Source organism: Bradyrhizobium sp. 159 (assembly GCF_023073795.1).
In the GTDB taxonomy this organism is placed as follows: Bacteria; Pseudomonadota; Alphaproteobacteria; order Rhizobiales; family Xanthobacteraceae; genus Bradyrhizobium.
In genome coordinates this window covers 301,652-322,326 of sequence record NZ_JADPKE010000114.1, presented here as the reverse complement: position 1 = coordinate 322,326, position 20,675 = coordinate 301,652, and the positions used below count along the sequence as shown (strand labels likewise).

General features: G+C 64.6%; 20 protein-coding genes. 9 read left to right on the top strand and 11 right to left on the bottom strand.

The window, feature by feature from the left end; translation table 11 throughout:
- Positions 1-7: 7 nt before the first annotated feature.
- From IVA96_RS34680 to IVA96_RS34665, 4 genes are all read right to left on the bottom strand, one after another.
- Positions 8-391, bottom strand: a complete 384-nt coding sequence (locus IVA96_RS34680; RefSeq protein ID WP_247422230.1) for an Hsp20/alpha crystallin family protein — start codon at positions 389-391, stop codon at positions 8-10.
- A gap of 153 nt (positions 392-544) precedes the next feature.
- On the bottom strand, positions 545-1,111 hold the full coding sequence (locus tag IVA96_RS34675) for a ferritin-like domain-containing protein (protein WP_247354566.1): 567 nt from the start codon (positions 1,109-1,111) through the stop codon (positions 545-547).
- Positions 1,112-1,225: 114 nt separating this feature from the next.
- Complete coding sequence (locus IVA96_RS34670; protein ID WP_247280529.1) at positions 1,226-1,432, bottom strand: hypothetical protein; 207 nt, start codon at positions 1,430-1,432, stop codon at positions 1,226-1,228.
- A gap of 86 nt (positions 1,433-1,518) precedes the next feature.
- Positions 1,519-2,841: a YbdK family carboxylate-amine ligase gene (locus tag IVA96_RS34665; protein WP_247422229.1), complete on the bottom strand. Its 1,323-nt coding sequence runs from the start codon at positions 2,839-2,841 to the stop codon at positions 1,519-1,521.
- Positions 2,842-3,184: 343 nt separating this feature from the next.
- On the opposite strand from IVA96_RS34665, the gene IVA96_RS34660 reads away from it, so the two are divergent.
- The 3 genes from IVA96_RS34660 (at position 3,185) to IVA96_RS34650 (ending at position 5,998) form a co-directional block, all read left to right on the top strand.
- The gene (locus IVA96_RS34660; RefSeq protein ID WP_346015551.1) at positions 3,185-3,382 is read left to right on the top strand and encodes a hypothetical protein; all 198 of its coding nucleotides are present in this window, start codon (positions 3,185-3,187) and stop codon (positions 3,380-3,382) included.
- 162 nt (positions 3,383-3,544) lie between these two features.
- Positions 3,545-4,198, top strand: coding sequence for an L-fuculose-phosphate aldolase (locus tag IVA96_RS34655; RefSeq protein ID WP_247422226.1), 654 nt, complete (start codon positions 3,545-3,547; stop codon positions 4,196-4,198).
- A 12-nt stretch (positions 4,199-4,210) separates the two neighbouring features.
- A complete protein-coding gene (locus IVA96_RS34650) occupies positions 4,211-5,998 on the top strand; it encodes a chloride channel protein (RefSeq protein ID WP_247337156.1) in 1,788 nt (595 codons plus the stop codon).
- Position 5,999: 1 nt separating this feature from the next.
- Here the strand turns inward: IVA96_RS34650 and IVA96_RS34645 are convergent, their stop codons facing one another.
- Entirely contained in the window at positions 6,000-6,257 is a 258-nt protein-coding gene (locus IVA96_RS34645; protein ID WP_247280534.1) for a DUF2798 domain-containing protein, read from the bottom strand.
- A gap of 289 nt (positions 6,258-6,546) precedes the next feature.
- On the opposite strand from IVA96_RS34645, the gene IVA96_RS34640 reads away from it, so the two are divergent.
- The 5 genes from IVA96_RS34640 (at position 6,547) to uraD (ending at position 10,685) form a co-directional block, all read left to right on the top strand.
- Positions 6,547-6,942, top strand: a complete 396-nt coding sequence (locus tag IVA96_RS34640) for a hypothetical protein (RefSeq protein WP_247422222.1) — start codon at positions 6,547-6,549, stop codon at positions 6,940-6,942.
- A 1,140-nt stretch (positions 6,943-8,082) separates the two neighbouring features.
- Complete coding sequence (locus IVA96_RS34635; RefSeq protein ID WP_247422220.1) at positions 8,083-8,352, top strand: hypothetical protein; 270 nt, start codon at positions 8,083-8,085, stop codon at positions 8,350-8,352.
- An 88-nt stretch (positions 8,353-8,440) separates the two neighbouring features.
- Positions 8,441-8,854 carry a DUF3830 family protein gene (locus tag IVA96_RS34630; protein ID WP_247422219.1) on the top strand — a complete coding sequence of 138 codons (414 nt, stop codon included), beginning with the start codon at positions 8,441-8,443 and terminating at the stop codon, positions 8,852-8,854.
- Complete coding sequence (gene puuE, locus IVA96_RS34625) at positions 8,855-9,790, top strand: allantoinase PuuE (RefSeq protein ID WP_247422218.1); 936 nt, start codon at positions 8,855-8,857, stop codon at positions 9,788-9,790.
- A gap of 7 nt (positions 9,791-9,797) precedes the next feature.
- Positions 9,798-10,685: a 2-oxo-4-hydroxy-4-carboxy-5-ureidoimidazoline decarboxylase gene (uraD, locus tag IVA96_RS34620; RefSeq protein WP_247422217.1), complete on the top strand. Its 888-nt coding sequence runs from the start codon at positions 9,798-9,800 to the stop codon at positions 10,683-10,685.
- On the opposite strand, the gene IVA96_RS34615 is transcribed toward uraD, so the two are convergent.
- On the bottom strand, positions 10,682-13,408 hold the full coding sequence (locus IVA96_RS34615) for a molybdopterin cofactor-binding domain-containing protein (protein ID WP_247422216.1): 2,727 nt from the start codon (positions 13,406-13,408) through the stop codon (positions 10,682-10,684). The two genes, uraD and IVA96_RS34615, sit on opposite strands and share 4 nt — an antisense overlap.
- A complete protein-coding gene (locus tag IVA96_RS34610) occupies positions 13,405-14,232 on the bottom strand; it encodes an FAD binding domain-containing protein (RefSeq protein ID WP_247422207.1) in 828 nt (275 codons plus the stop codon). The genes IVA96_RS34615 and IVA96_RS34610 overlap by 4 nt, the downstream gene beginning before the upstream one ends.
- Positions 14,233-14,384: 152 nt before the next feature.
- Between IVA96_RS34610 and IVA96_RS34605 the strand changes: the two genes are divergently transcribed.
- The gene (locus IVA96_RS34605) at positions 14,385-15,734 is read left to right on the top strand and encodes an 8-oxoguanine deaminase (protein WP_247422206.1); all 1,350 of its coding nucleotides are present in this window, start codon (positions 14,385-14,387) and stop codon (positions 15,732-15,734) included.
- 94 nt (positions 15,735-15,828) lie between these two features.
- Here the strand turns inward: IVA96_RS34605 and IVA96_RS34600 are convergent, their stop codons facing one another.
- The 4 genes from IVA96_RS34600 to IVA96_RS34585 all read right to left on the bottom strand — a co-directional run bounded on the left by IVA96_RS34600 (position 15,829) and on the right by IVA96_RS34585 (position 20,552).
- Entirely contained in the window at positions 15,829-16,905 is a 1,077-nt protein-coding gene (locus IVA96_RS34600; protein ID WP_247301892.1) for a BMP family ABC transporter substrate-binding protein, read from the bottom strand.
- Between the two features lie 78 nt (positions 16,906-16,983).
- Positions 16,984-17,901, bottom strand: a complete 918-nt coding sequence (locus IVA96_RS34595) for an ABC transporter permease (RefSeq protein WP_247422205.1) — start codon at positions 17,899-17,901, stop codon at positions 16,984-16,986.
- Complete coding sequence (locus tag IVA96_RS34590) at positions 17,888-18,979, bottom strand: ABC transporter permease (RefSeq protein WP_247422204.1); 1,092 nt, start codon at positions 18,977-18,979, stop codon at positions 17,888-17,890. The genes IVA96_RS34595 and IVA96_RS34590 overlap by 14 nt, the downstream gene beginning before the upstream one ends.
- Positions 18,963-20,552, bottom strand: coding sequence for an ABC transporter ATP-binding protein (locus IVA96_RS34585; protein ID WP_247422203.1), 1,590 nt, complete (start codon positions 20,550-20,552; stop codon positions 18,963-18,965). The genes IVA96_RS34590 and IVA96_RS34585 overlap by 17 nt, the downstream gene beginning before the upstream one ends.
- Positions 20,553-20,675: the final 123 nt, after the last annotated feature.

The window sequence follows — 20,675 nt, the reverse complement described above, 5'->3', positions numbered from 1 at the left end:
ATCGATCTCAGGATTTGGCGAGGCGCAGCGCGACGCAGCCGTCCATCACGAAGCGGCTGATGGCGTAGCGGCCAAGGGGAAGCGCGATGCGCCGCTCGAAGCGGCCCTGCGGCAGTTCGAGCCGGTGGATGCGGGCGTTGCGAAGCTCCGGGGGAAGGGTGCGCTGGCCGGAGATCACGAGCACGCCGTCATGGATCGCCGTCTCGACATTGCTCGGATTGACGCCGGGAAGCGCGATCAGGATCAGGAGCTCATGCTCGGTTTCGAGCACGTCGATCGGTGGCTCCCAGCAGGCTTCCTGGCGGCCGAACTGCTGGCGCAGCCGTTCGGCGCGGGTGAGCGAGTCCAGGGCTTCGGACAGCATCCAGTCGAGGGGATTTTTGGGTTGCATGATGCGGACTCGGCGATGGGAAAGGCTGCATATGGGACTGGTTCCCCAGAATTCCAGCCCGCCGGCGCGGACGTGCCATGCGGATCCTGCGATCCAAAAAAGGCAAACGCCGCGGCTCGCACCGCGGCGTTCCGTTATCGGCCACGCGCGGCGTCAGGCCGCTGCGCGGTACTCCTCTTCCGCTTCGAGGTTGATCACGGAGGTGGCGAGCTCGGTCAGCGCGTGGTCGGTCGCCTCTTCCTCGTCCAAGGTCTCCTGAAGCAGCCTTGCCGCATCCTGCATGCCGAGCTCCTCGGCCCAGGTCCGCAGCGTGCCGTAGCGGGAGATTTCGTAATGTTCGACCGCCTGTGCCGAGGCGAGCAGGCCCGCATCGAGGGCGGGGGCGTTCTTGAACTCTTTCATGATTTCGGCGCCCTCGTCCGCGATGCCGTTGATGGCCTCGCAGGGCTTGCCGCGCGCCGGCTTTCCCAGCATTTTGAAGACTTGGTCGAGACGTTTGACCTGGCCCTGGGTCTCGCGCAGATGCTTGTTGAACGCCGCCGCAAGCTCCTTCGAGTTTGCGGCCTTTGCCATTTTGGGCAGCGTCTTGATGATCTTGTTCTCGGCGAAATAGATGTCCTTCAGCGTCTCCAGGAACAGGTCGCTGAGCATCTTCGGCGCCTGACGCGGTCGCCGCGCCGCGGTCTTCTTGGTTGTGCGTTTCTTCGCTCGTTTAGCCATACGTCCTCCTCTTGAGGTGACACGGGAAGGCGTCGCCTTCCTCAATCCTCAGGCGATCAAAACCCTTTCGAGAACGAAAGTTCCAAACTGGCAACCGGGGTTCGTGGCGATCGCTCAGGTCGGGCGCTTATAGGGGTCTTCCTGGCGCTGTCGCTCTTCCGTCGCGCGATCGAGCCGCGCACGCTCGCTGCGGCGCAGGCGGCCGGCCTTCATCACTCCGTAGACGAGGACGCCGCCGAGCACGAACGCGCCGATGAACCAGAGCCAAAGCATCTGGGCCGAGGCGTGACCCAGCAGCATGCTAACTCCGCTGTCGCTCATAGTTGGTCTCCACCGATGTCCATTACGGGCATGCTGAGCTAAGTCGGCTGCCGAAGCGTCGTTCCATGCGGCCGCGCTCGGGGGTGTCAGACGAGATGCGCCAGAGGCTGCCGTACCGGCGTGCCCTTCGGCTCACTGCCGCGCGCCGTGAAGTCGCCGGCCTCGGTCGAAGTCCGCAGCCATTGCGTCACGTCGGCAATGGCCTCCCGCGGCGAGCGACCGAATTTCCGCAAACTACGGAAATATTCGAGCTGAAGATGCGCCGAAGTGCCGCGCTTCGGGATCGTCTTCAAATGCTGGATATCCCCTTCGACGCCGAGATGCGCGATGTCAGGCGCCAGCATGGCAATCACCGCGTCGAGCCAGCTCCTGAACGAGATCGGCTCAAAGGACGCCAGATCGATATACGTGCCGTCGGTTCCATAGCGCTGGGCTCGCCAGCGGTTTTCCTCGATCAGCGCGCGGTGCACGGGCGAATAGGTGGCATTGAGATCGGGATGGTGCACGACATGCCGGACCAGCGCGCGAAACAGGGCTGCCATTGCTACCGAATCTGCAATTGCCGTGCAACAGTCGGTGATGCGCAGCTCCAGGGTTGGATGCTGAAGCGACGGCCGTAGCGCCCACCAGACATAGGTGGCATTGGGGACGATGCCGGCGTCGACCAATGTCTTCACATAGGTCTCGTATTCGGCGAGGTTGCGAAACATCTCGGGGAAACCGGTCCGGGGCAGGGCGTCGTTTGCGGCATTGCGGTAGCCGAGCAGTCCCGTTGGATAGCCGCACCAGAACGGCGACGAGGTCGAGAGCGCCAGCAGCAGCGGCAGGAACGGCACCAGGCGGTGCATGATCTCGACGCGTTGGTCCGGCTCAGGCACCTCGACGTGAACGTGCAGCCCGCTGATAGGATTGCCGAGGCCGACCAGCGTGCCATGACGCTGGTCCTCGGGCATATCGTCCGGCTCCTTCGCCAGCGTGCCGCCGAGAGCAACGTTCAGCTCCTGCATTCCGCGGCAGATGAAAAGAGCGGGGATGCCCCGCGCCAATGCACGCGGGATCAGGCGAAGCGCAATCTCGTCGCGGAATTCATCGAACGGACCGTCGCGCGCCTCGTCGGCCATTTGCCCATACCGGGAGGGATGGACGTTGGTTTGTCCGCCGCCGATGAAAATGCCGTCGAGGCCGTCGAGGTAAGCATCGATGTCTGCTTCGGGCGCTGCCGGAAGGATCCGTGGCACCGCGCCCGCGACGAGCCCGACGGCGTTGACGCAGATCAAGGCGACCGAGGCGAGTTGTTCGCCGCGTGCGACCATGGAATCGGAGAGAATACCGACCTGCGGCGCGCCGCTGCGGGCCTGCCACTGGCCACGCGATGCGCTGTGCCTCCATTGCTGAAGACCATAGGCCACTGCATCCGCAGCGCTACCGAATTGATGAATGGCAGCCTTAGCTCTCTGACGTTTGTCCCTAATCGAAGCGCCCAGTGATTGCAGGCAACGGGATCGTGCGGGTCAATTGTGGAACGGTGCTCGTGCAATTGTCGCGGCTGCTTCTATTCGTGTGTCGATGCTGAGTGAAACGGCAATCGTGCAGAATGGTTGCTGTCCGATCGAGCTGCCCGATCGTTTTACAAAGCACGCGGGTTAACTTTTGTTATGGCGCTGCACTTGAAGAAGCCAGGCCGGAAGAGACGGCAGCGATTGACATCTCCCTGTCCGCCTTCGTGATGCTGCGAAGCTCGCGATCATCATCGTGGTCGTGCTCTCGGGCCTGCTTCTGCTGCTGTGCTTCGCCTCCGCTCATCTGATACCCAGCATCCTCGAGCGCACCGGAGATGCCGTGCGCTCGCGCATGCTCGGCATGCTGCTCGCAGGCCGCTCGGCTCCATTCGCGACAACGGGATTGCGGCAGCCCAGCCGGGCGTTCGGCGAGGCTGCGACAATCTGGTAATTCTTTGATTTTGCGATGTATTTCCAGACGTTGCGGCCGTGCCGGCAAGACATGGGCCGGTCCGGGTCGCTTTCTCTTGCGCTGCCTTATTGCTTTGACGTACTTCCGGTCTAGCAAACGCCCAGCGCCGACAAACCGCCAAGAAGCCGAGAAGAAATCGAGATGTCGATGACAGCGGACGAGCTCGCCAAGAGACAGGCCATCATCGACGCCTGCCGCCGCATGAATGCGCTCGGTATCAACCAGGGCACCTCGGGTAATATCAGCATCCGGCATGTGGATGGGCTTCTGGTCACCCCGACCAGCGTGCCCTATGACGCTATGACGCCGGACCAGATTGTGTTCATGGCGATGGACGGCTCGCATGCCCCCGGTCAAAAGCCGTCCAGCGAGTGGCGCTTCCATCGCGACATCCTGAAGTCCCGGCCCGACGTCAACGCCGTCGTGCACGCCCATCCGACCTATTGCACCATCCTGGCGATCATGGGCATGGAGATCCCGCCGGTGCACTACATGATCGCGGCCGCCGGTGGCGACAGCATCCGCTGCGCGCCCTATGCCACTTTCGGCACCGTGGAGCTGTCCGAACATGCGGTGCGGGCGCTGGAGAGCCGGCTTGCCTGCCTGCTCGACCATCACGGAATGATCGCGATCGGCAAGACGCTGGACAAGGCGATGTGGCTCGCCGTCGAGGTCGAGACACTGGCGCGGCAATATCACGGCTGTCTCCAGATCGGACAACCGCCGCTGCTGCCGAGCGCCGAGATCGAACGGGTCCGCCAGCGCATGGCAGGCTACGGCCTGTCGGAAGGGTAGGGCGGGCAGAAAGTGTTCGTGCGGATCAGACATCTCGTCGATCGCAAGGGGACGAACCGTACCATGGTTCGGCTGCGTGCCCTGCTGCGCAGCAACGAGTTCTACCTGATCCCGCTCGCGCTGGTGATCGGCACGCTCGCGGGCGCGATCGTGACGCTGATGGCCGAGATCGCCCAGATCGCGCACGTCGTGATCTACGGCATCCCTGTCGATGTCCGCCTCTCGTCCAATGCGAGCGTCAGTCCCTGGGCGGCGCTGATCGCGCCTGCACTCGGCGGGCTCGCGCTCGGCATCATGGAATGGTCGCGGCGGCGCATGAAGATCTCGAATGCGGTCGACCCGATCGAGGCAAACGCACTGCGCGGCGGTAATCTGTCGATGCGGGACAGCTTGGTGGTGTCGAGCCAGACCCTGATCTCCAACGGCTGCGGCGCCTCGGTCGGCCTCGAAGCCGGCTATACCCAGATCGGCTCCGGCATCGCCTCGCTGCTCGGCAAGTTCTTCAATCTCCGCCGCAACGATCTGCGCCTGATGGTCGGTTGCGGCGCTGCCGCTGCAATCGCGGCGGCGTTCGGCGCGCCGATCACCGGCGCCTTCTACGCCTGCGAGCTCATCGTCGGCGTCTATTCGGTCGGTAGCGCTGCTCCGATCCTGGCGGCCTCGCTCGCCGGCGCGCTGACCGCGCAATGGCTCGGCGGCGCGCCGTACTCGCTGGAAATACCGAAGGTCAGCGCCGTCGGCGTCGAGCAGTACCTCGCCCTGATCGGACTTGCGCTCGTCACCAGCGGCGTCGGCATCGCCGTGATGCGCTCCTCGCCGACGTTCGAGCGCCTGTTCGCCTGGATGCCGGTCTGGCTGCGTCCGGTGATCGGCGGCCTCATCGTCGGCGGCTTCGCGATTGTCACGCCGCAGGTGCTCGCAGCCGGCCACGGCGCCATGGTGCTCGATCTCTTTCATGACATGACGATCGGCCTGATCGCACTGATCATCGCCCTGAAGGTGACAGCCTGCCTGATCTCGCTCGCCTCGGGCTTCCGGGGCGGCCTGTTCTTCGCCTCGCTGTTCGTCGGCAGCCTGATCGGCAAGTTCTTTGCCGCGGTGCTCCTCTTGATCAGCCCGAACTTCGTGATCGATCCGCTGGTCGCGATGCTGACCGGCATGGCGACGCTCGGCGTCGCCATCGTCGGCGGTCCCTTGACGATGTCGTTCCTGGTGCTGGAGATGACCCGCAACGTCGACGTCACCGCCGTGGTGCTGGCCGGCTGCATCGTCACCTCAATCTGCGTCCGCTTCATGTTCGGCCATTCCTTCTCGACCTGGCGCCTGCATCTGCGTGGCGAGACCATCCGCAGCGCCAACGACGTCGGCTGGCTGCGCAACCTCACCGTCGAGCGCTTGATGCGTTCAGACGTCGGCAAGGTTCCGTCGACCACGACGATCGCGGCCGTGCGCCGCGAATTCGCGCTGGGGTCACGGCCCGGAATCGTCGTCGTCAACAATGCCGACGAATATGTCGGCCTCGTCATGCTGCCCGACCTGTTCTCCAACGACCTCGACACCATCGCCGACGACATCCAGGTGGTCGAGCTGGCGCGCCTGACTGATATCGTGCTGATCCCGGAAATGAACGTGAAGTCGGCGATGGCGGTGTTCGACGAGGCGGAAGCCGAGATGCTGGCGGTGGTTGATTCAACCGACAGCCGCAAGGTGGTCGGCTTCCTCACCGAGACCTTTGCCCGCCGCCGCTATGTCGAGGAAATCGACAAGGCGACGCGCGGGGTTTTGGGGGCGCTGTCGTAGTCTATTGGCCTTGTCGAGGTGGCGAGGCGACGAGGCAGGCTACGATCCGGCGGACCAGTGGCAGCACCACGAGCAGCGTCGGAAACGCGACGAGCCATGACAGCGCCCAGGCGCCGGGCCAGGTTGCCAGGAACGCCGGCGTTGCGCCGAGGCTCCGCAGCGTCGAAATGACCGACACCACCGCGGTCATGAGGACGGACAGCACAAAGGGCATTACGATCGGCGCATAGCGCGCCGGCAGTTTGCGAACCGCAATCATCTGATTTCTTTCGAGGAAAAGGACGCGTCGATCACGTTGAACCCTTAAATGGCATCGATTCCGACGGCGTCGGTTGATGCGTTGGTTCACGTCAAACGCTTACGGCGACCGAAAAACGGCGCGGCTGTTCATTATCCGCTCAGGTTGGATGGTTCAAGCTGGACGTAGTCGTTCGGTTTACAATCGTTCAAAGCGTGGCAGATCGCCGCGATCAGGAAACCATCTCAGTGGTTTGCGCGTTACGTGTCGTTGCATATGGCTCTTTGGGCGAGAACAGAGGAAGGTCAAAATGAGCATTAGACCCATGATTCCCGCAGCCGGCCGCAGCACGCTCGTCGCCGCCTTCGCAAGTCTCGCCCTGATCGCAGTCTCCGCCTCGCCATCCGTGGCCGCTTCGGCCGGGGCACCGCCCGCCAGGACAGACGTCGCTGGCCAGGCCGTGTCGGGCGCCACCGATTTCAGCGCCGCTCGCCGTCATCGCTATTACCGGCGCGGCCCGAACGCAGCGGGCCTCGCCTTCATGGGCGCGGCGGCAGGCCTGATCGGAGGAGCAATCGCCGAGAGCCAGCGCCGCGAATACTATGAGAACCGCTATTATTATGGCCCGGGTCCTTACTACGGCGGCCCGGGCTATTACGGCGGCGGTCCTTATTACGGTCCGCGCTACTATTCCCAGCCATATTAAGCGATCGTTTTCGCCATAGGCCGCGGGTGCGATCGGCACGTCATCGGTCAAATCTGCGGCAAGCTTCTGGAACGCGCGAAGAAGGGGCGGTGCTTTGCACCGCCCCTTTGTTGTTTCCAGTTTCGGCTCTCCCGGCCGTCTCATGTGTCGCCTGCCTGTCAATCCCCTCGCGCAAAAATATTCCGCTTTACCGAAATTCGGAAATGACGTATGTATCGCCCATCCCGGCTCATCCGAGAGGGGCGATCATGTGTCGTGATGATCGCGGAGCCGGGCTTGCGGTGGACGCGGCAGCGTCGGGCGCGAAAGGCCAGGGGCAGGGCGGATTGCTCTCCGTGAACCCTTGAGCTTCGCGCAGGACGGACGGCGCTGTCAGGTTCGTCGCGCCAGCATGTCGATGGCAAGGTGCACAAGGCCGTCGAACCCTGTGGCGCAGGCGAGCCGCGCGTACGGCAAAACCGTGTGGTCCTGGCCGTCGTTGCTACGGTCAAGCTCTTGCGGATGCGGCATTGGCGTCAACCGGCGCGGTGTCCGTGACTTCTACGAGGGCGAGGGAGGCCAGAACGAACTCGGCTCCCAGGAGAGCGCGGCATAAGCCGTCAAACCACTGCGCAGGGAAGGCCGTGTGTTGGGCTTCACCTGTATGCCGCTGTGCAGTTTTCTGCGTGTGCCTTTCGCACAGCGGACCGTGGGTGCCAGCCGGCACCCGGCCTTCCCTGCGCCCTCCGGCTTTGAGGGTGGAGAGATCAAGCAAAGCTCGGGCGAGACGCGCCGCGAGAATGCGAAGGTGTGTCTGCGCGTAAGCTGCGGGTTTGAAAACAACGTCCTTTCACCTTGCTTGGTCATTGCGAGCACTGCCTCATTCGCCTCGTGCCCCGGACGCAGCGCAGCGCCCTTCAGCGGTGCGCTGCAGAGCCGGGGCCATCTCTCCGCATTTTGCCGTGTCGCTTTCTGGGTCCCGGCTCTGCGCCGCAACGCTTGCGCGTTGCAGCTTGTCCGGGACACGAGAGGGCTGCATGGCTGCGCTCGCCGTGACGACCGGGCGCCCGGCTAAATATTCCGCAATCGCACCCGCGGCGCCGGTGGACTTGCCCGCCGCAATCCGGTTCAATGGTCGCGTTGAGTTTTCAGGCGACAACGATGTCGAGATATCTGCTGGTTCTGCTGCTGATCGCCTCGCCGGCGGCTGCGCAAGTCAAGATGAAGCCGCAGACCACGGCGGCGCATCCGGACCCCTGTGCCCCGATCGGGCGTACGGCGGATGGCAAGTTGGTCTACTCCATGACATGCGAGACCCTGCCGGCGCCGCCCCCGTCGCCGCACACGGAACTGAAGGAGGCGCCGCTGCCTGCCGCGGAGCCGGAGATCCGGCGGAGCGGCATTTTCGGCTGGTCCTACGACCGCCGGTGATGCGGCTACGCCCCTTGCGCGAAGCCCGACGGAATGCTCTTTGCCGAGGAGTCCACGATGGGCTACGCCCCCGACCCAGAGAGATGAGATGAGCAAACTCGTTATCCGCGCCGGCGATTTCACCTTCGATGCCCGCTTCGAGGAGCAGCTGGCACCCAAGACTGTCGCCGCCTTCCGCAAGGCGCTGCCGTTCGAAAGTCACATCATCCATGTGCGCTGGAGTGGCGAAGGGGTGTGGATGCCGCTCGGCGATTTCGATTTCGGCGTCGGCTACGAGAACCACACGAGCTATCCCGCGCCTGGCCAGATCATCCTTTATCCCGGCGGCATCAGCGAGACCGAGATCCTGCTCGCCTATGGTGGCGTGCTTTTCGCGAGCAAGATGGGCCAGCTCGCCGGCAACCATTTCATGACGATGACTTCGGGCCTGGAGAATCTGGCGACGCTCGGCAAGAGCGTGCTGTGGAAGGGCGCTCTACCGATCCGCTTCGAGGAAGTCTGAGTGACCGACGCAAGCTACCCGCGCGATCTTCGCGGTTACGGCCGCAATCCGCCGCATCCCGAGTGGCCCGGCAACGCGCGGGTCGCGGTGCAGTTCGTCGTCAATTTCGAGGAAGGCGGCGAGAACAATATTCTGCACGGCGACCGCGCCTCGGAAGCCTTTCTGTCCGACGTGCTCGGGGCGCAGCCCTGGCCGGGCCAGCGCCACGCCAACATCGAATCGATGTTCGAATATGGCTCGCGCGCAGGCTTCTGGCGGCTGTGGCGGATGTTCGGCGAACGCAACTGGCCGGCCACCGTGTTCGGAGTCGCGACCGCGCTGAAACGCAATCCGGAAATCGTAGCTGCCATGAAGGAGGCGGGCTGGGACATCGCCAGCCACAGCCTGAAGTGGATCGAGCACAAGGACATGACCGAGGCGCAGGAGCGCGCCGAGATCGCCGAAGCCATCCGCGTCCACATCGAGGCGACCGGATCGCGGCCGCTCGGCTGGTACACCGGGCGCTCCTCCATCAACACCAACCGTCTCCTGATGGAGGAGGGCGGCTTCCTCTATCTCTGCGACTCCTATGCCGACGATCTGCCGTATTGGGTCAGGGGCGCAGGCGGCAAGCAGCTCATCATTCCCTACACGTTAGATGCCAACGACATGCGCTTCATCAACCCGCAAGGGTTTGCCGACGGCGAGCAGTTCTTCACCTATCTGAAAGATGCCTTCGACGTGCTCTATGCGGAAGGGCAGACCGCGCCGAAGATGATGTCGGTCGGTCTGCACTGCCGCCTTGCCGGCCGGCCTGGCCGCGCTGCGGGGCTGATGCGCTTCCTGGATTACATCGGCAGGCACGAGCGCGTCTGGGTGCCGACGCGATTGCAGATCGCGCAGCACTGGCACGACAAGCACGCGCACCTTGCGGCCGACGCATTCGAGATCGAGTGAGAGGGTGATGTCGCAGATCTCGCTCGCCGACCTCAACGCCGCAAGCAAAGCCGATTTCGTCGCGGCACTCGCCAACGTCGTCGAATATTCGCCATGGATCGCCGAGCAGCTCGCCGGCAAGCGGCCGTTCGCGGGCATCAACCAGTTGCACGCCGCGCTGATGGCGGCGATCCAGAGCGCTGAACCGGACGTGCAATTGGCATTGATCCGTGCGCATCCCGATCTTGCCAACAAGACGCAGCGCGCCGCCGGTCTCACGGCGGAATCGACCGACGAGCAAAACAGCGCCGGCCTCGACCGGCTGTCAGACGCCGAGTTCGCGGCGTTCGAGCGCGTCAACAATGCCTATCGGGACAAGTTCGGCTTCCCCTATATCGTCTGCGTGCGCCGTCACACCAGGGATTCCGTCCTGCGTGACTTCGAGACGCGGCTGCTCAACATCGTCAAGACCGAGACAAGGCGTGCGATCGAGGAGATCGGCCGCATCTCCGCGCTGCGGCTGGATCAGCTCATCGTCGCCGACGACAAGCTGAAGGTGCACGGCCGGCTGTCGACGCATGTGCTCGACAATCACACGGGCAAGCCCGCGCCCGGCATCCCGGTCGGGCTGGTCGAGCTTGCGAACCTCGGCGAGAATCGTGTCATTGCGCGCACTGTGACCAACTCGGACGGCCGCACGGATCAGCCGCTGATCGGCGGTCGCCCCGTGCCGATCGGCCGCTACGAGCTCAGGTTCAGCGTTGCCAGATATTACGCCGGGCGTAACGTGCCGTTGTCCGACCCGCCGTTCCTCGACGAGATTCCGCTGCGCTTTGCGGTCAGCGAGCCGGAGGGGCACTATCACGTGCCGCTCCTGGTCACGCCGTGGAGCTATTCGACCTATCGCGGCAGCTAGCCGCCAAACTTCTTGAGCAGCGCCGGAAACAGCCGGTCCGGCTTGAAGGGCGGCGCGGTGAAGCGGATGCCGGTGGCATCGGCAATCGCGTTGCCGAGCGCGGCCGCGACCGGATTGTACGGACTCTCGCTCATCGACTTCGCGCCCAGCGGTCCGATCGTGTCGGACGTCTCGGCGAAGAACACCTCGGTGCGGGGCACGTCGGCATAGGAGGGCAGGTGGTAGTCGCGGAACTTCGGGTTGCTGACGCGGCCGTCTGCGTCGATCACCATCTCCTCGTAGAGCGCGGCGCCGAGCGCCTGCGCGACACCGCCTTCGACCTGCCCGCGGCATTGCATGGGATTGGCGACGACGCCGGCGTCGGCCGCATGCACGCTCCTGACAATCTTGAGCTCGCCGGTGCCCTTGTTCACGGCAACGCGAAAACCCTGCACGTTGAAGCCGACCGAGCGGGGCGTGCCGTCCGAATTGCCGATGCCTGTCAACGGCTGTCCCCGTTCGCGCGCGAGCTTCGCCAGCTCCGTAAAAGGCATGCGCCGGACGCCGCTAACGACGGCGTCAGCTTCAAGCGCGCAGCTCCCAGCATCGCACAGCCAGGCGTCTGCGGCCGTCGCTTTCAGCTCGGTCGCAAGCTGGATGGCCGCCGCATGCGTCGCCTTGCCGGCAACAAACATGCCCGCGCTGCCATAGGCGCCGGTGTCGTGCCCGCCATGGGCTGTGTCGGATTGGCGCAGGCGGATCCTGTCGACGGTGGTCGCAAGCGTCGTTGCCGCGATCTGCCGGTGCACGGTGCTGGTGCCGTTGCCGAACTCGGCAGTGCCGACGGTCAGGTCGAAACTGCCGTCGTCGTTGAGCGCAATCATAGCGTCGGCGATATGGCCCGCCGGGGGCACCGTGTCGATCATGGTCAGCGCGATGCCGTCGCCGATCAGCCATTCCGGCGACAGGTCCGGTTGCGGGCCATCGGCCTGCATCGCGCGCTCGACGAGGTCGAGGCACTGGTCGAGCCCGTAGGAGCCATAGACGACGTCGTGATATTCGGACGGCGGCGGCGACAGCATGGGATCGCCGGGCCTGACGATGTTGCGCCGGCGCATTTCGTAGGGACTGATGCCGAGCTGCTTCGCCAGCTCGTCGATCGCGGCCTCCACCGCGATCAATGCCTGCGGCAGGCCGTAGCCACGAAACGCACCCGCCGGCACCGTGTTGGTGTAGACGGCGGCGCCGTCGACGCGCTTGTTCGGACAATTATAGACGCTGATGGATTCCGCCAGCGCGTGGAACATCACGGGGCCGGCGTGATTGCCATAGGCGCCCGTGTTGGAGAGCACGTCGAGCTGGAGCGCGGTGAGCTTGCCTGCGGCATCCGCGCCGGCCTTGATGTGGACCCGCATCGGGTGGCGCGTCGAGGTCGCGATGAACAGCTCCTCGCGGGTCAGCTCGAGTTTCACCGGCCGCCCGGTCTTGAGCGTAGCGAGCGCCAGGACGTCCTCGACGAACATCTCCTGCTTGCCGCCAAAGCCGCCGCCGACGCGCTCGCAGAACACGCGGACCTTGTCCATGGGAAGCCTGAAGATATCGGCCAACGCACGCCGGGTCAGGAACGGGACCTGCGTCGAGGTGCGGACGTTGAGCACGCCCGCGTCGTCGAGCCAGGCCAGGCCGCCATGGGTCTCCAATGCGGCGTGCTGCACACGATGACTGTGAAAGGTGCCCTCGAAGGTGACGGCGGAGGTCGCGAGCGCAGCGGCGACGTCGCCGAATTCGCCATGCGTCTCCGCGACGAGATTGCGCTGGGCGTCAGCGACGCGGTTCGCGATGGTGCGGGCAGGATGAACGACGGGCGCGCCCGGCGCCATCGCCTGCTCCGGATCAATCAGCGCGGGCAGGATCTCGTAATCGACCTTCAGCCGACGGCACGCCTCCTCGGCGGCCGCTTCGCTCTCGGCAACGACGGCGGCAACCTTCTGGCCGACGAAGCGGACGACGTCGTCGAGGATGCGGGTGTCCTCGGGATCCATCCACTCCTTCTCATGCCGCGCGGTCGAAATCAGGACAGGCGGCGCATCCTCATGCGTCAGCACGGCCTGGACCCCGGGGACGCCAAGGGCGCCCGACTTGTCGATCGCAACGATCCTGGCGTGGGCATGAGGCGAACGCAGCAGCTTGATGTGCAGCAGTCCGTCGATGGCGGTGTCGAAGGTGTAGCGCGCCTTGCCGCGCACGATGTCGGGACCTGCAGGGGCCGGCAGGCTGCGGCCGAATGCGGCGCCGGCCTCGACGCTCGCCTCGACATTGGTCTTGCCGAGGATCGCATCCTCGATCGAACGATAACCGGTGCAGCGGCAGATATTGCCCTTCAACGCTATGCCGAGATCGGTGCGCTGCGCCTGGTTCAGCGAGGCGCAGGTCAGGATCATGCCGGCGGTGCAGAAGCCGCATTGAAAGCCTTGCGCATCGAGGAACGCCTGCTGCATCGGATGGACGCCGTGGTCCCCGCCAAGACCTTCGATCGTGGTGACGGTGCGCCCCTGGACGCGGAACGCCGGGATCACGCAGCTATGTACCGGCTCGCCATCCAGCAGCACCGTGCAGGCTCCGCAATCACCGGCATCGCAGCCCTTTTTCACGCCGAAATGGCCGAGCTCGCGCAGGAACGTGCGCAAGCACTGGCCGGCGCGCGGCTCCTGCGCAAACGCCTTGCCGTTGACTTCGAAGCTCATGATGGCGATCCCCCCAGGAGCTCGCCGCGGATCTCCTCTGCGAGCCGCAGCGTCATGTGCTTGCGCCAGAGCGGCTCACCATGGATGTCGGTATGGTACAGGTCGTCCGTGATCTGCTGCGCGATCACATCGCGAAGCGCATTCGGGTCCGGGCTGTTGCGAAAGGTGAGCTGGATCGGCCGCACCGTCGATGCGGTCACCGTCAAAGTCAGCGTGCCGTCCGGATCGAGGCTGCCGATCAGAAGCGCCGCTGAGCGGCCGACAGGCGCCAGCGAGATCTGGCGAAACGCGGTACGGCGCCTCAACGCGGCAATCGGGATATCGATCTGCCGGACCAGGTCGCCTGACGTCAAGCGGTTGCGCTGGTTGCCGGTGACGAAGTCGGGGACGGAGATCCTCTGTTCACCGCCGTCGGCCTTCCAGATGGTGCAGATGCCCTCGAGCGCTGATGTGAGCGAGATCATCGGTCCCGCGGGCAGCGACATGCAGAGATTGCCGCCGACCGTTGCCGTCTTCCAGATCTTGAACGAAGCAAGGAAGGCCCGACAGCACTGGCCGATCAGCGGCGCCGCGAGCCAGTCGGACGGGCAGGCGAGACTATCGAGCTCTGCGATGGTGCAGGTGGCGGCGATGCTGAGATGGCTCTCGGTGATCGTCAGCGCCGGCCATTTCAGGTCGGTGAGATCGATCAGCCGCCTCAGGTGTATTTGCGGCTCCGAGAACAGCCAGGTGCCGCCCGCGAGCCAAGCGTCGCCTGCCGTCCAGGCAGGCAGCTGTGCGCGTGTTTGCGGATGGGCGACTGCTGTGATGGTATTCAAATCCATGGCTGCGCCAACGCTTCTGCCGGGTGAATCGGGCAAGAGAAAGTCTTGCAAGACCGGAGCCAAGTCGCAACAACAAGTCGCAGCCGGAACGCAATGGGCCTGGCCTCGGCCTTGCAGGCCCGCCATCAGGGATGTGAGGAGAAGCGGCAATCATGACCGACGCAAGTGCGATCTGGATCAGGGACCCCCTGGCCGTCCTCGCCGACGGGGCCGAGCGCGGGGTCGTGGTGAAGGATGGCCGGATTGTCGAACTGGTGCCGGCTGGCGGGACGCCTGCGACCGCGGATGTCGCGGTGTTCGATGCCGGTGAACACGTCGTACTGCCCGGCCTCATCAATACACATCACCATTTCTACCAGACGCTGACGCGGGCGCTGCCGGCGGCGATGGATCGCGAGCTGTTTCCCTGGCTCCAGGCGCTTTATCCCGTGTGGGCGAAGCTGACGCCGGAGGCGCTGGAGCTCGGCGTCACCGTCGCGATGTCGGAACTGCTGTTGTCGGGCTGCACGACGACGACCGATCACCATTACGTATTCCCGGCAGGTCTCGAAGACGCTGTCGATATCGAGGTGGCGGTGGCGGAGCGGCTCGGTGTGCGCGTGTTGCTCACGCGCGGCTCGATGAACCTGTCGCAGCGCGACGGCGGCCTGCCGCCCGACAGCGTCGTGCAGGACGAGGACACCATTCTCGCCGACAGCGCGCGCGTGGTCGCCAAGCATCATCAGCGCGGTGCGGATGCGATGGTGCAGATCGCGCTCGCGCCGTGCTCGCCATTCTCCGTGACGACATCCTTGATGCGCGCCACTGCCGAGCTCGCCGACAAGCTCGATGTGCGCCTGCACACCCATCTCGCCGAGACCGAGGACGAGAACAAGTTCTGCGAGCAGATGTATGGCTGCCGCCCGCTCGACTATCTCGAACAATGCGGCTGGCTGCATGCGCGAACCTGGCTCGCTCACGGAATTTTCTTCAAAGCCGACGAGATCAAGCGGCTCGGTAAGGCCAGGACGACGATCAGCCATTGCGCGTGCAGCAACCAGCTGCTGGCGTCCGGCTGCTGTCCCGTCTGCGAGATGGAGGAGGCCGGCGTCGGCGTCGGCATCGGCGTCGACGGCTCAGCCTCCAACGACGGGTCGAACCTGATGCAGGAGGTGCGCGCCGCATTCCTGCTGCAACGGGCCCGTTACGGCGTGACAAAGGTCAGCCACAAGGACGCGCTGCGCTGGGCCACCAGGGGCTCGGCGGCGTGCGTGGGCCGTCCGGAACTCGGCGAGATCGCGGTCGACAAGGCCGCCGATCTCGCGCTGTTCAAGCTCGACGAGCTGCGCTTCTCCGGCCATGGCGATCCGCTGGCGGCATTGGTGCTGTGCGGGGCGCATCGGGCCGATCGGGTGATGGTTGCGGGACGATGGGCCGTGGTTGATGGCGCCATCCCGGGCCTCGATGTGGCGGACCTCATCCGCCGCCACAGCTCGGCGGCGCGGAGCATGCAGCTGGGATAAAAGAGGGGGCGACCACAAGTGCCGGGTGCTTCTGGCCACCCCCTCCGAACCTCCTCCGGGAGGAGCAGGTGATCTGGTCAAAGCAAGAAGCGTGCTACTTGCCCGGAAGCTTGTCGTCGATGCCCTTCACGTAGAAATTCATGCCGAGAATCTGGCCGTCATCGAGGTGATCGCCGCCCTTGCACTCGACCGGCTTGCCGTCCTGCCCAATGATCGGGCATTTGAACGGGTGCAGCTTGCCGGCTGTGATCGCGGCCTGGGCATCCTCGGCCATTTTCTTCACGTCATCAGGCATGTTGGTATAGGGCGCCATCGCGAACATGTGGCTGTCGAGGCCGCCCCAGGTGTCCTCGGATTTCCAGGTGCCGGCGAGCTCGGCCTTGACGCGCTCGATGTAGTAGGGGCCCCAGGTGTCGAGGATCGAGGTCAGCTGGGTCTTGGGTCCGAACTTGATCATCTCGGAATCCTGGCCGAAGGCGAGCTTGCCGCGCTCGCTCGCGATCTGCATCGCGGCCGGAGAATCCGTGTGCTGCATGATGACGTCGGCGCCCTGATCGATCAACGCCTTGGCGGCGTCGGCCTCTTTGCCCGGATCGAACCAGGTGTTGGCCCAGATGATCTTGACCTTGATGTTCGGGTTGATGGTCTGCGCCGCCAGCATCGTCGCGTTGATGCCGGAGACGACTTCCGGAATCGGGAACGAGCCGATATAGCCCAGCACGCCGGACTTCGACATCTTGGCCGCGATCAGGCCTTGAATGTAGCGGCCCTGATACCATTTCGCCGAATAGGTCGACATGTTCGGGTTGCGCTTGTAGCCGGTGGCGTGCTCGAAATGCACGTTCGGGTACTTCTTGGCGACCTTCAGCGTCGGGTCCATGTAGCCGAATGACGTCGTGAAGATCAGCTTGTTGCCGGCGCGGACGAGCTGCTCGATCGAGCGCTCGGCGTCCGGGCCTTCGGGCACGTTCTCGAGATAGGTGGTCTCGATCTTATCGCCCAATTCCTTCACCAGCGCCTGGCGGGCGAGATCATGCTGATAGGTCCAGCCGAGGTCTCCGATCGGACCCAGATAGATGAAGCCGACCTTCAGCTTGTCGGCGGCGGACGCTGCACCGAAGCTCCCGCCAAGCAAAAGCCCGGCAGCCAGCGCAAGAAGTGATTTCCTCATCATCAGTCTCCAAACATCAGGGGAAAGCCATGATCCGCAACGCGCGCGCCCCATCGCGCACGCTGCGGAAATGAAAACTCAGCGGTCAGGCACGAACACGGTGCCGAGCGCGGCCGGCGCGGTCGAGCCGCCGGTGCGCGCGCGGGAGAGCAGGACCAGGACGATAACGGTTGCGAGATAGGGCAGCGCGGACATGAACTGCGAGGGAATGCCGACGCCCCAGCCTTGGGCGTGCAATTGCAGGATCGTCACGGCGCCGAAGAGATAAGCACCAACGACGAGCCGGCCCGGCCGCCAGGACGAGAACACGACCAGCGCCAGTGCGATCCAGCCGCGGCCTGCCGTCATGCCGGGAATGAAGAACGGGGTATAGGCCAGCGGCAGATAAGCGCCCGCAAGCCCTGCGCAGGCGCCACCGAACATGACGGCAAAGGTGCGGATGCGCAGCACGGGATAGCCGAGCGCATGCGCGGAGGCATGATTGTCGCCACAGGCGCGCAGGATCAATCCCGCACGCGTGCGGCGCAGGAACCACCAGACGCCGACGATCAGTGCGACCGAGAAGTAGACGAAACCGTCCTCGCCGAACAGCACGCGCCCGATCAGCGGGATCTCGGTGAGGCCGGGAATGGTGAGGTGCACTGCCGGCGTGATGCGCTCTCCGACGAAGCCGGCGCCGATCAGGCCGGAGAGCCCGATGCCGAGGATGGTCAGCGCGAGACCCGTCGCAACTTGGTTGACGGCGAGCCCGAGCGTCATCAGCGCGAAGATCAGTGACATCAACGTGCCCGCGACGATGCCGAACAGCGCACCAATGAAGGTGGATTCGGTGAGCCACGCGCCGGCAAAGCCGCAGGCCGCACCGACGATCATCATGCCCTCAACACCGAGATTGAGCACGCCGGAGCGCTCGGTCACGAGCTCACCGGTCGCAGCAATCAGCAGCGGCGTCGACGCCGCGAGCACCGCGAGGATGATGGCCTCAACCAGCTCCACGGGTCACCTGTCGGTTCGGGAAGAGCAGCTTGAAACGGTAGAGAATGAGGGAATCGCAGGCGAGCACGTAGAACAGCAGAATGCCCTGGAAAACCTTGGTGACATCCAACGGAATCTTCATCGCGATCTGCGCCTGCTCGCCGCCGATAAAGGTCAATGCGAGGAACAGGCCTGCAATTAATATTCCAAGCGGGTTCAGCCGGCCAAGGAAGGCCACGATGATCGCAGTAAAGCCGTAACCAGGCGAAATGCCGGGCTGGAGATGCCCGACGGGGCCCGCGACCTCGATGATGCCGGCGAGGCCCGCCAGCGCACCGGAGATGGCGAAGGTGAGGATGACGAGCTGGTCGGCATTGAAGCCGCCGAACCGCGCGGCACGCGGCGCTGCGCCAACCACGCGGATCTCAAAGCCCTTGATGGTGCGCCCCAGCAGGATCGCCACGGCTGCGACGACGAGCAGGGCAATCATCGCGCCGAGATGCAGCCTGCCGCCTTCGATCAGCAGCGGCACCGTCGCTATCGGATCGAACTCGGCCGTGGTCGGGAAGTTGAAGCCGTGCGGATCGCGCCAGGGCCCGCGCACGAGATAGTCGAGGAAGAGGTCGGCGACATAGACCAACATCAGGCTGGTCAGGATTTCGCTGGCGCCGAACTTCACCTTGCAGATCGCCGGAATCAGCGCATAGAGCGCGCCCGCGGCGGCGGCGAGCACGAGCATGGCCGGCAAAACCCAAGGGCCGATGTCAGTACCTTGCGTCTTCACCGCGATCCAGCTTCCGGCGACGGCGCCGATCAGGAATTGTCCCTCGGCGCCGATATTCCAGGCATTGGCGAGATAGCAGAGCGAGAGCCCGATCGCGATCATCACCAACGGTGTCGCCTTCACGGCGATCTCCTGGAGCGAATAGCCGTCGGTCAGGGGCGCGATAAAATAGGCATGCAAGGCGAGCAGCGGATTCTTGCCGAGGATCGCGAACAGGATGACCATCGTCACGATCGTCAGGCCGATCGCGATCAGCGGCGAGATCAGCGCGATCGTGTTGGAGCGCTCGGCGCGCTTCTCAAGCACCAACTGCATGCGTGGCTTCCTTCGGCTCCAGGCTGCTGCCGCCCATCAAAAGGCCGAGCTTTTCGCGGCTCGCCTCGCTGGCGGCGAGTGGGGCCGACAGCCGGCCGTGAAACATCACGGCGATGCGGTCGGCGATCTCCGCGAGCTCGTCGAGGTCCTGGCTGGTTACGAGCACCGCGGCGCCTGCGGTTGCGAGATCAAGCAGCGCCTGGCGGATGATCGCGGCGGCGCCGGCGTCGACGCCCCAGGTCGGCTGGCTCACCACCAGCACCGCGGGGTTGCGCAGGATCTCGCGTCCGACGATGAATTTCTGCAGATTGCCGCCGGAAAGCGATGCTGCTTCCGGATCGCGCCTGGCCTTGCGCACGTCAAACGTTTCGGTCGCGCGGTCGACGGTCTTGAGCGTGGCCGCCGTATCGATGAAGCCGTGACGAACCATGCCGCTGGCGGCATGCCCGGTGAGCAGCGCATTCTCGGACAGCTTCATGCGCGGTGCAGTGCCGTGACCGAGCCGCTCCTCGGGAACGAAGGCGGCGCCAAGCTTGCGCCGCTGCGTGATCGAGAGGTGGCCGGCGGCGATACCCTCGATCACGACGGTGCCGGAGTGCTTCGACAGGCGCTCGCCGGAGAGTGCGGCGAACAGCTCATCCTGGCCGTTGCCGGCGACGCCGGCGATGCCCAGGATCTCGCCGCCCTTCAACTCGAAGGAAATGTGCTCGAGCCGCACGCCATGCGCCTCGGCAGGGGCCAGCGAGAGATCGTTGACGACGAGCCGCGGCACAGTGGTCTTGCGACCGGATGCGGCCCTCACTTGCTTGATCTCGCCGCCGACCATCATGCGCGCGAGCGAGGCGGCGGTCTCGCGCTGGGGATTGCAGGTCTCGATCTTCCTGCCGCCGCGCAGGATCGTTGCGGTGTCGCACAGCCGCTTCACTTCGTCTAACTTGTGGCTGATATAGAGGATGGCGCGGCCTTCGGCCTTGAGCCGCTCCAGCACGATGAAGAGCTGGTCGGCCTCCTGCGGCGTCAGCACCGCGGTGGGCTCGTCCAGGATCAGAAATTTCGGATCCTGCATCAGCGCGCGGACGATCTCGATACGTTGGCGCTCGCCGACCGACAATTGCCAGACCTCTCGCCGGGGATCGAGCGGCAGTCCGTAGGTCTTCGACACCTGCTCCAGCCGCGCCGACATGTCCTTGAAGGGTTCCTTGCCATCGAGGCCGAGCGCGACGTTCTCGGCGACGGTGAGATTGTCGAACAGCGAGAAATGCTGGAACACCATGCCGATGCCGCGGCTGCGCGCGTCGGAGGGACCGGACAGCACGATTGGTTCGCCGTGCCAGCGGATCTCGCCCCCGCTGGGCTGGATCAATCCGTAGATTGCCTTGACCAGCGTCGACTTGCCGGCGCCGTTCTCGCCGAGCAACGCGTGGATTTCCCTCGGCCGGATCTCGATGTCGATGGAATCGTTGGCGATGAAGTCCCCATAGCGTTTGGTGAGCTCAACCGTTTGAAGCAGCGGGGGCTCGCTGGAGTGCAGGCGTTGAGGCGTCGGATCGAACATTCGCTGATGCATCGGCATGGATGAAGTGCTTCAATACTGAGCTAGTTTGGCCCGCCGCGTAAGATGCGAAAAAGCGTCATGCCTTGCTCAACGCCGCGGCAGGCGTGGCAGTGCCGGTGTGCCGGTCCATGGGTGTGACGA

Coding starts and splice junctions, on each gene's coding strand:
- IVA96_RS34675 (WP_247354566.1), bottom strand. CDS start 1,111: ATGGCTAAACGAGCGAAGAAACGCACAACCAAGAAGACCGCGGCGCGG.
- uraD (WP_247422217.1), top strand. CDS start 9,798: ATGTCGCAGATCTCGCTCGCCGACCTCAACGCCGCAAGCAAAGCCGAT.
- IVA96_RS34610 (WP_247422207.1), bottom strand. CDS start 14,232: ATGGATTTGAATACCATCACAGCAGTCGCCCATCCGCAAACACGCGCA.
- IVA96_RS34635 (WP_247422220.1), top strand. CDS start 8,083: ATGTCGAGATATCTGCTGGTTCTGCTGCTGATCGCCTCGCCGGCGGCT.
- IVA96_RS34630 (WP_247422219.1), top strand. CDS start 8,441: ATGAGCAAACTCGTTATCCGCGCCGGCGATTTCACCTTCGATGCCCGC.
- IVA96_RS34645 (WP_247280534.1), bottom strand. CDS start 6,257: ATGATTGCGGTTCGCAAACTGCCGGCGCGCTATGCGCCGATCGTAATG.
- IVA96_RS34590 (WP_247422204.1), bottom strand. CDS start 18,979: ATGCAGTTGGTGCTTGAGAAGCGCGCCGAGCGCTCCAACACGATCGCG.
- IVA96_RS34640 (WP_247422222.1), top strand. CDS start 6,547: ATGAGCATTAGACCCATGATTCCCGCAGCCGGCCGCAGCACGCTCGTC.
- IVA96_RS34605 (WP_247422206.1), top strand. CDS start 14,385: ATGACCGACGCAAGTGCGATCTGGATCAGGGACCCCCTGGCCGTCCTC.
- IVA96_RS34680 (WP_247422230.1), bottom strand. CDS start 391: ATGCAACCCAAAAATCCCCTCGACTGGATGCTGTCCGAAGCCCTGGAC.
- IVA96_RS34670 (WP_247280529.1), bottom strand. CDS start 1,432: ATGAGCGACAGCGGAGTTAGCATGCTGCTGGGTCACGCCTCGGCCCAG.
- IVA96_RS34655 (WP_247422226.1), top strand. CDS start 3,545: ATGTCGATGACAGCGGACGAGCTCGCCAAGAGACAGGCCATCATCGAC.
- IVA96_RS34615 (WP_247422216.1), bottom strand. CDS start 13,408: ATGAGCTTCGAAGTCAACGGCAAGGCGTTTGCGCAGGAGCCGCGCGCC.
- IVA96_RS34585 (WP_247422203.1), bottom strand. CDS start 20,552: ATGCCGATGCATCAGCGAATGTTCGATCCGACGCCTCAACGCCTGCAC.
- IVA96_RS34600 (WP_247301892.1), bottom strand. CDS start 16,905: ATGAGGAAATCACTTCTTGCGCTGGCTGCCGGGCTTTTGCTTGGCGGG.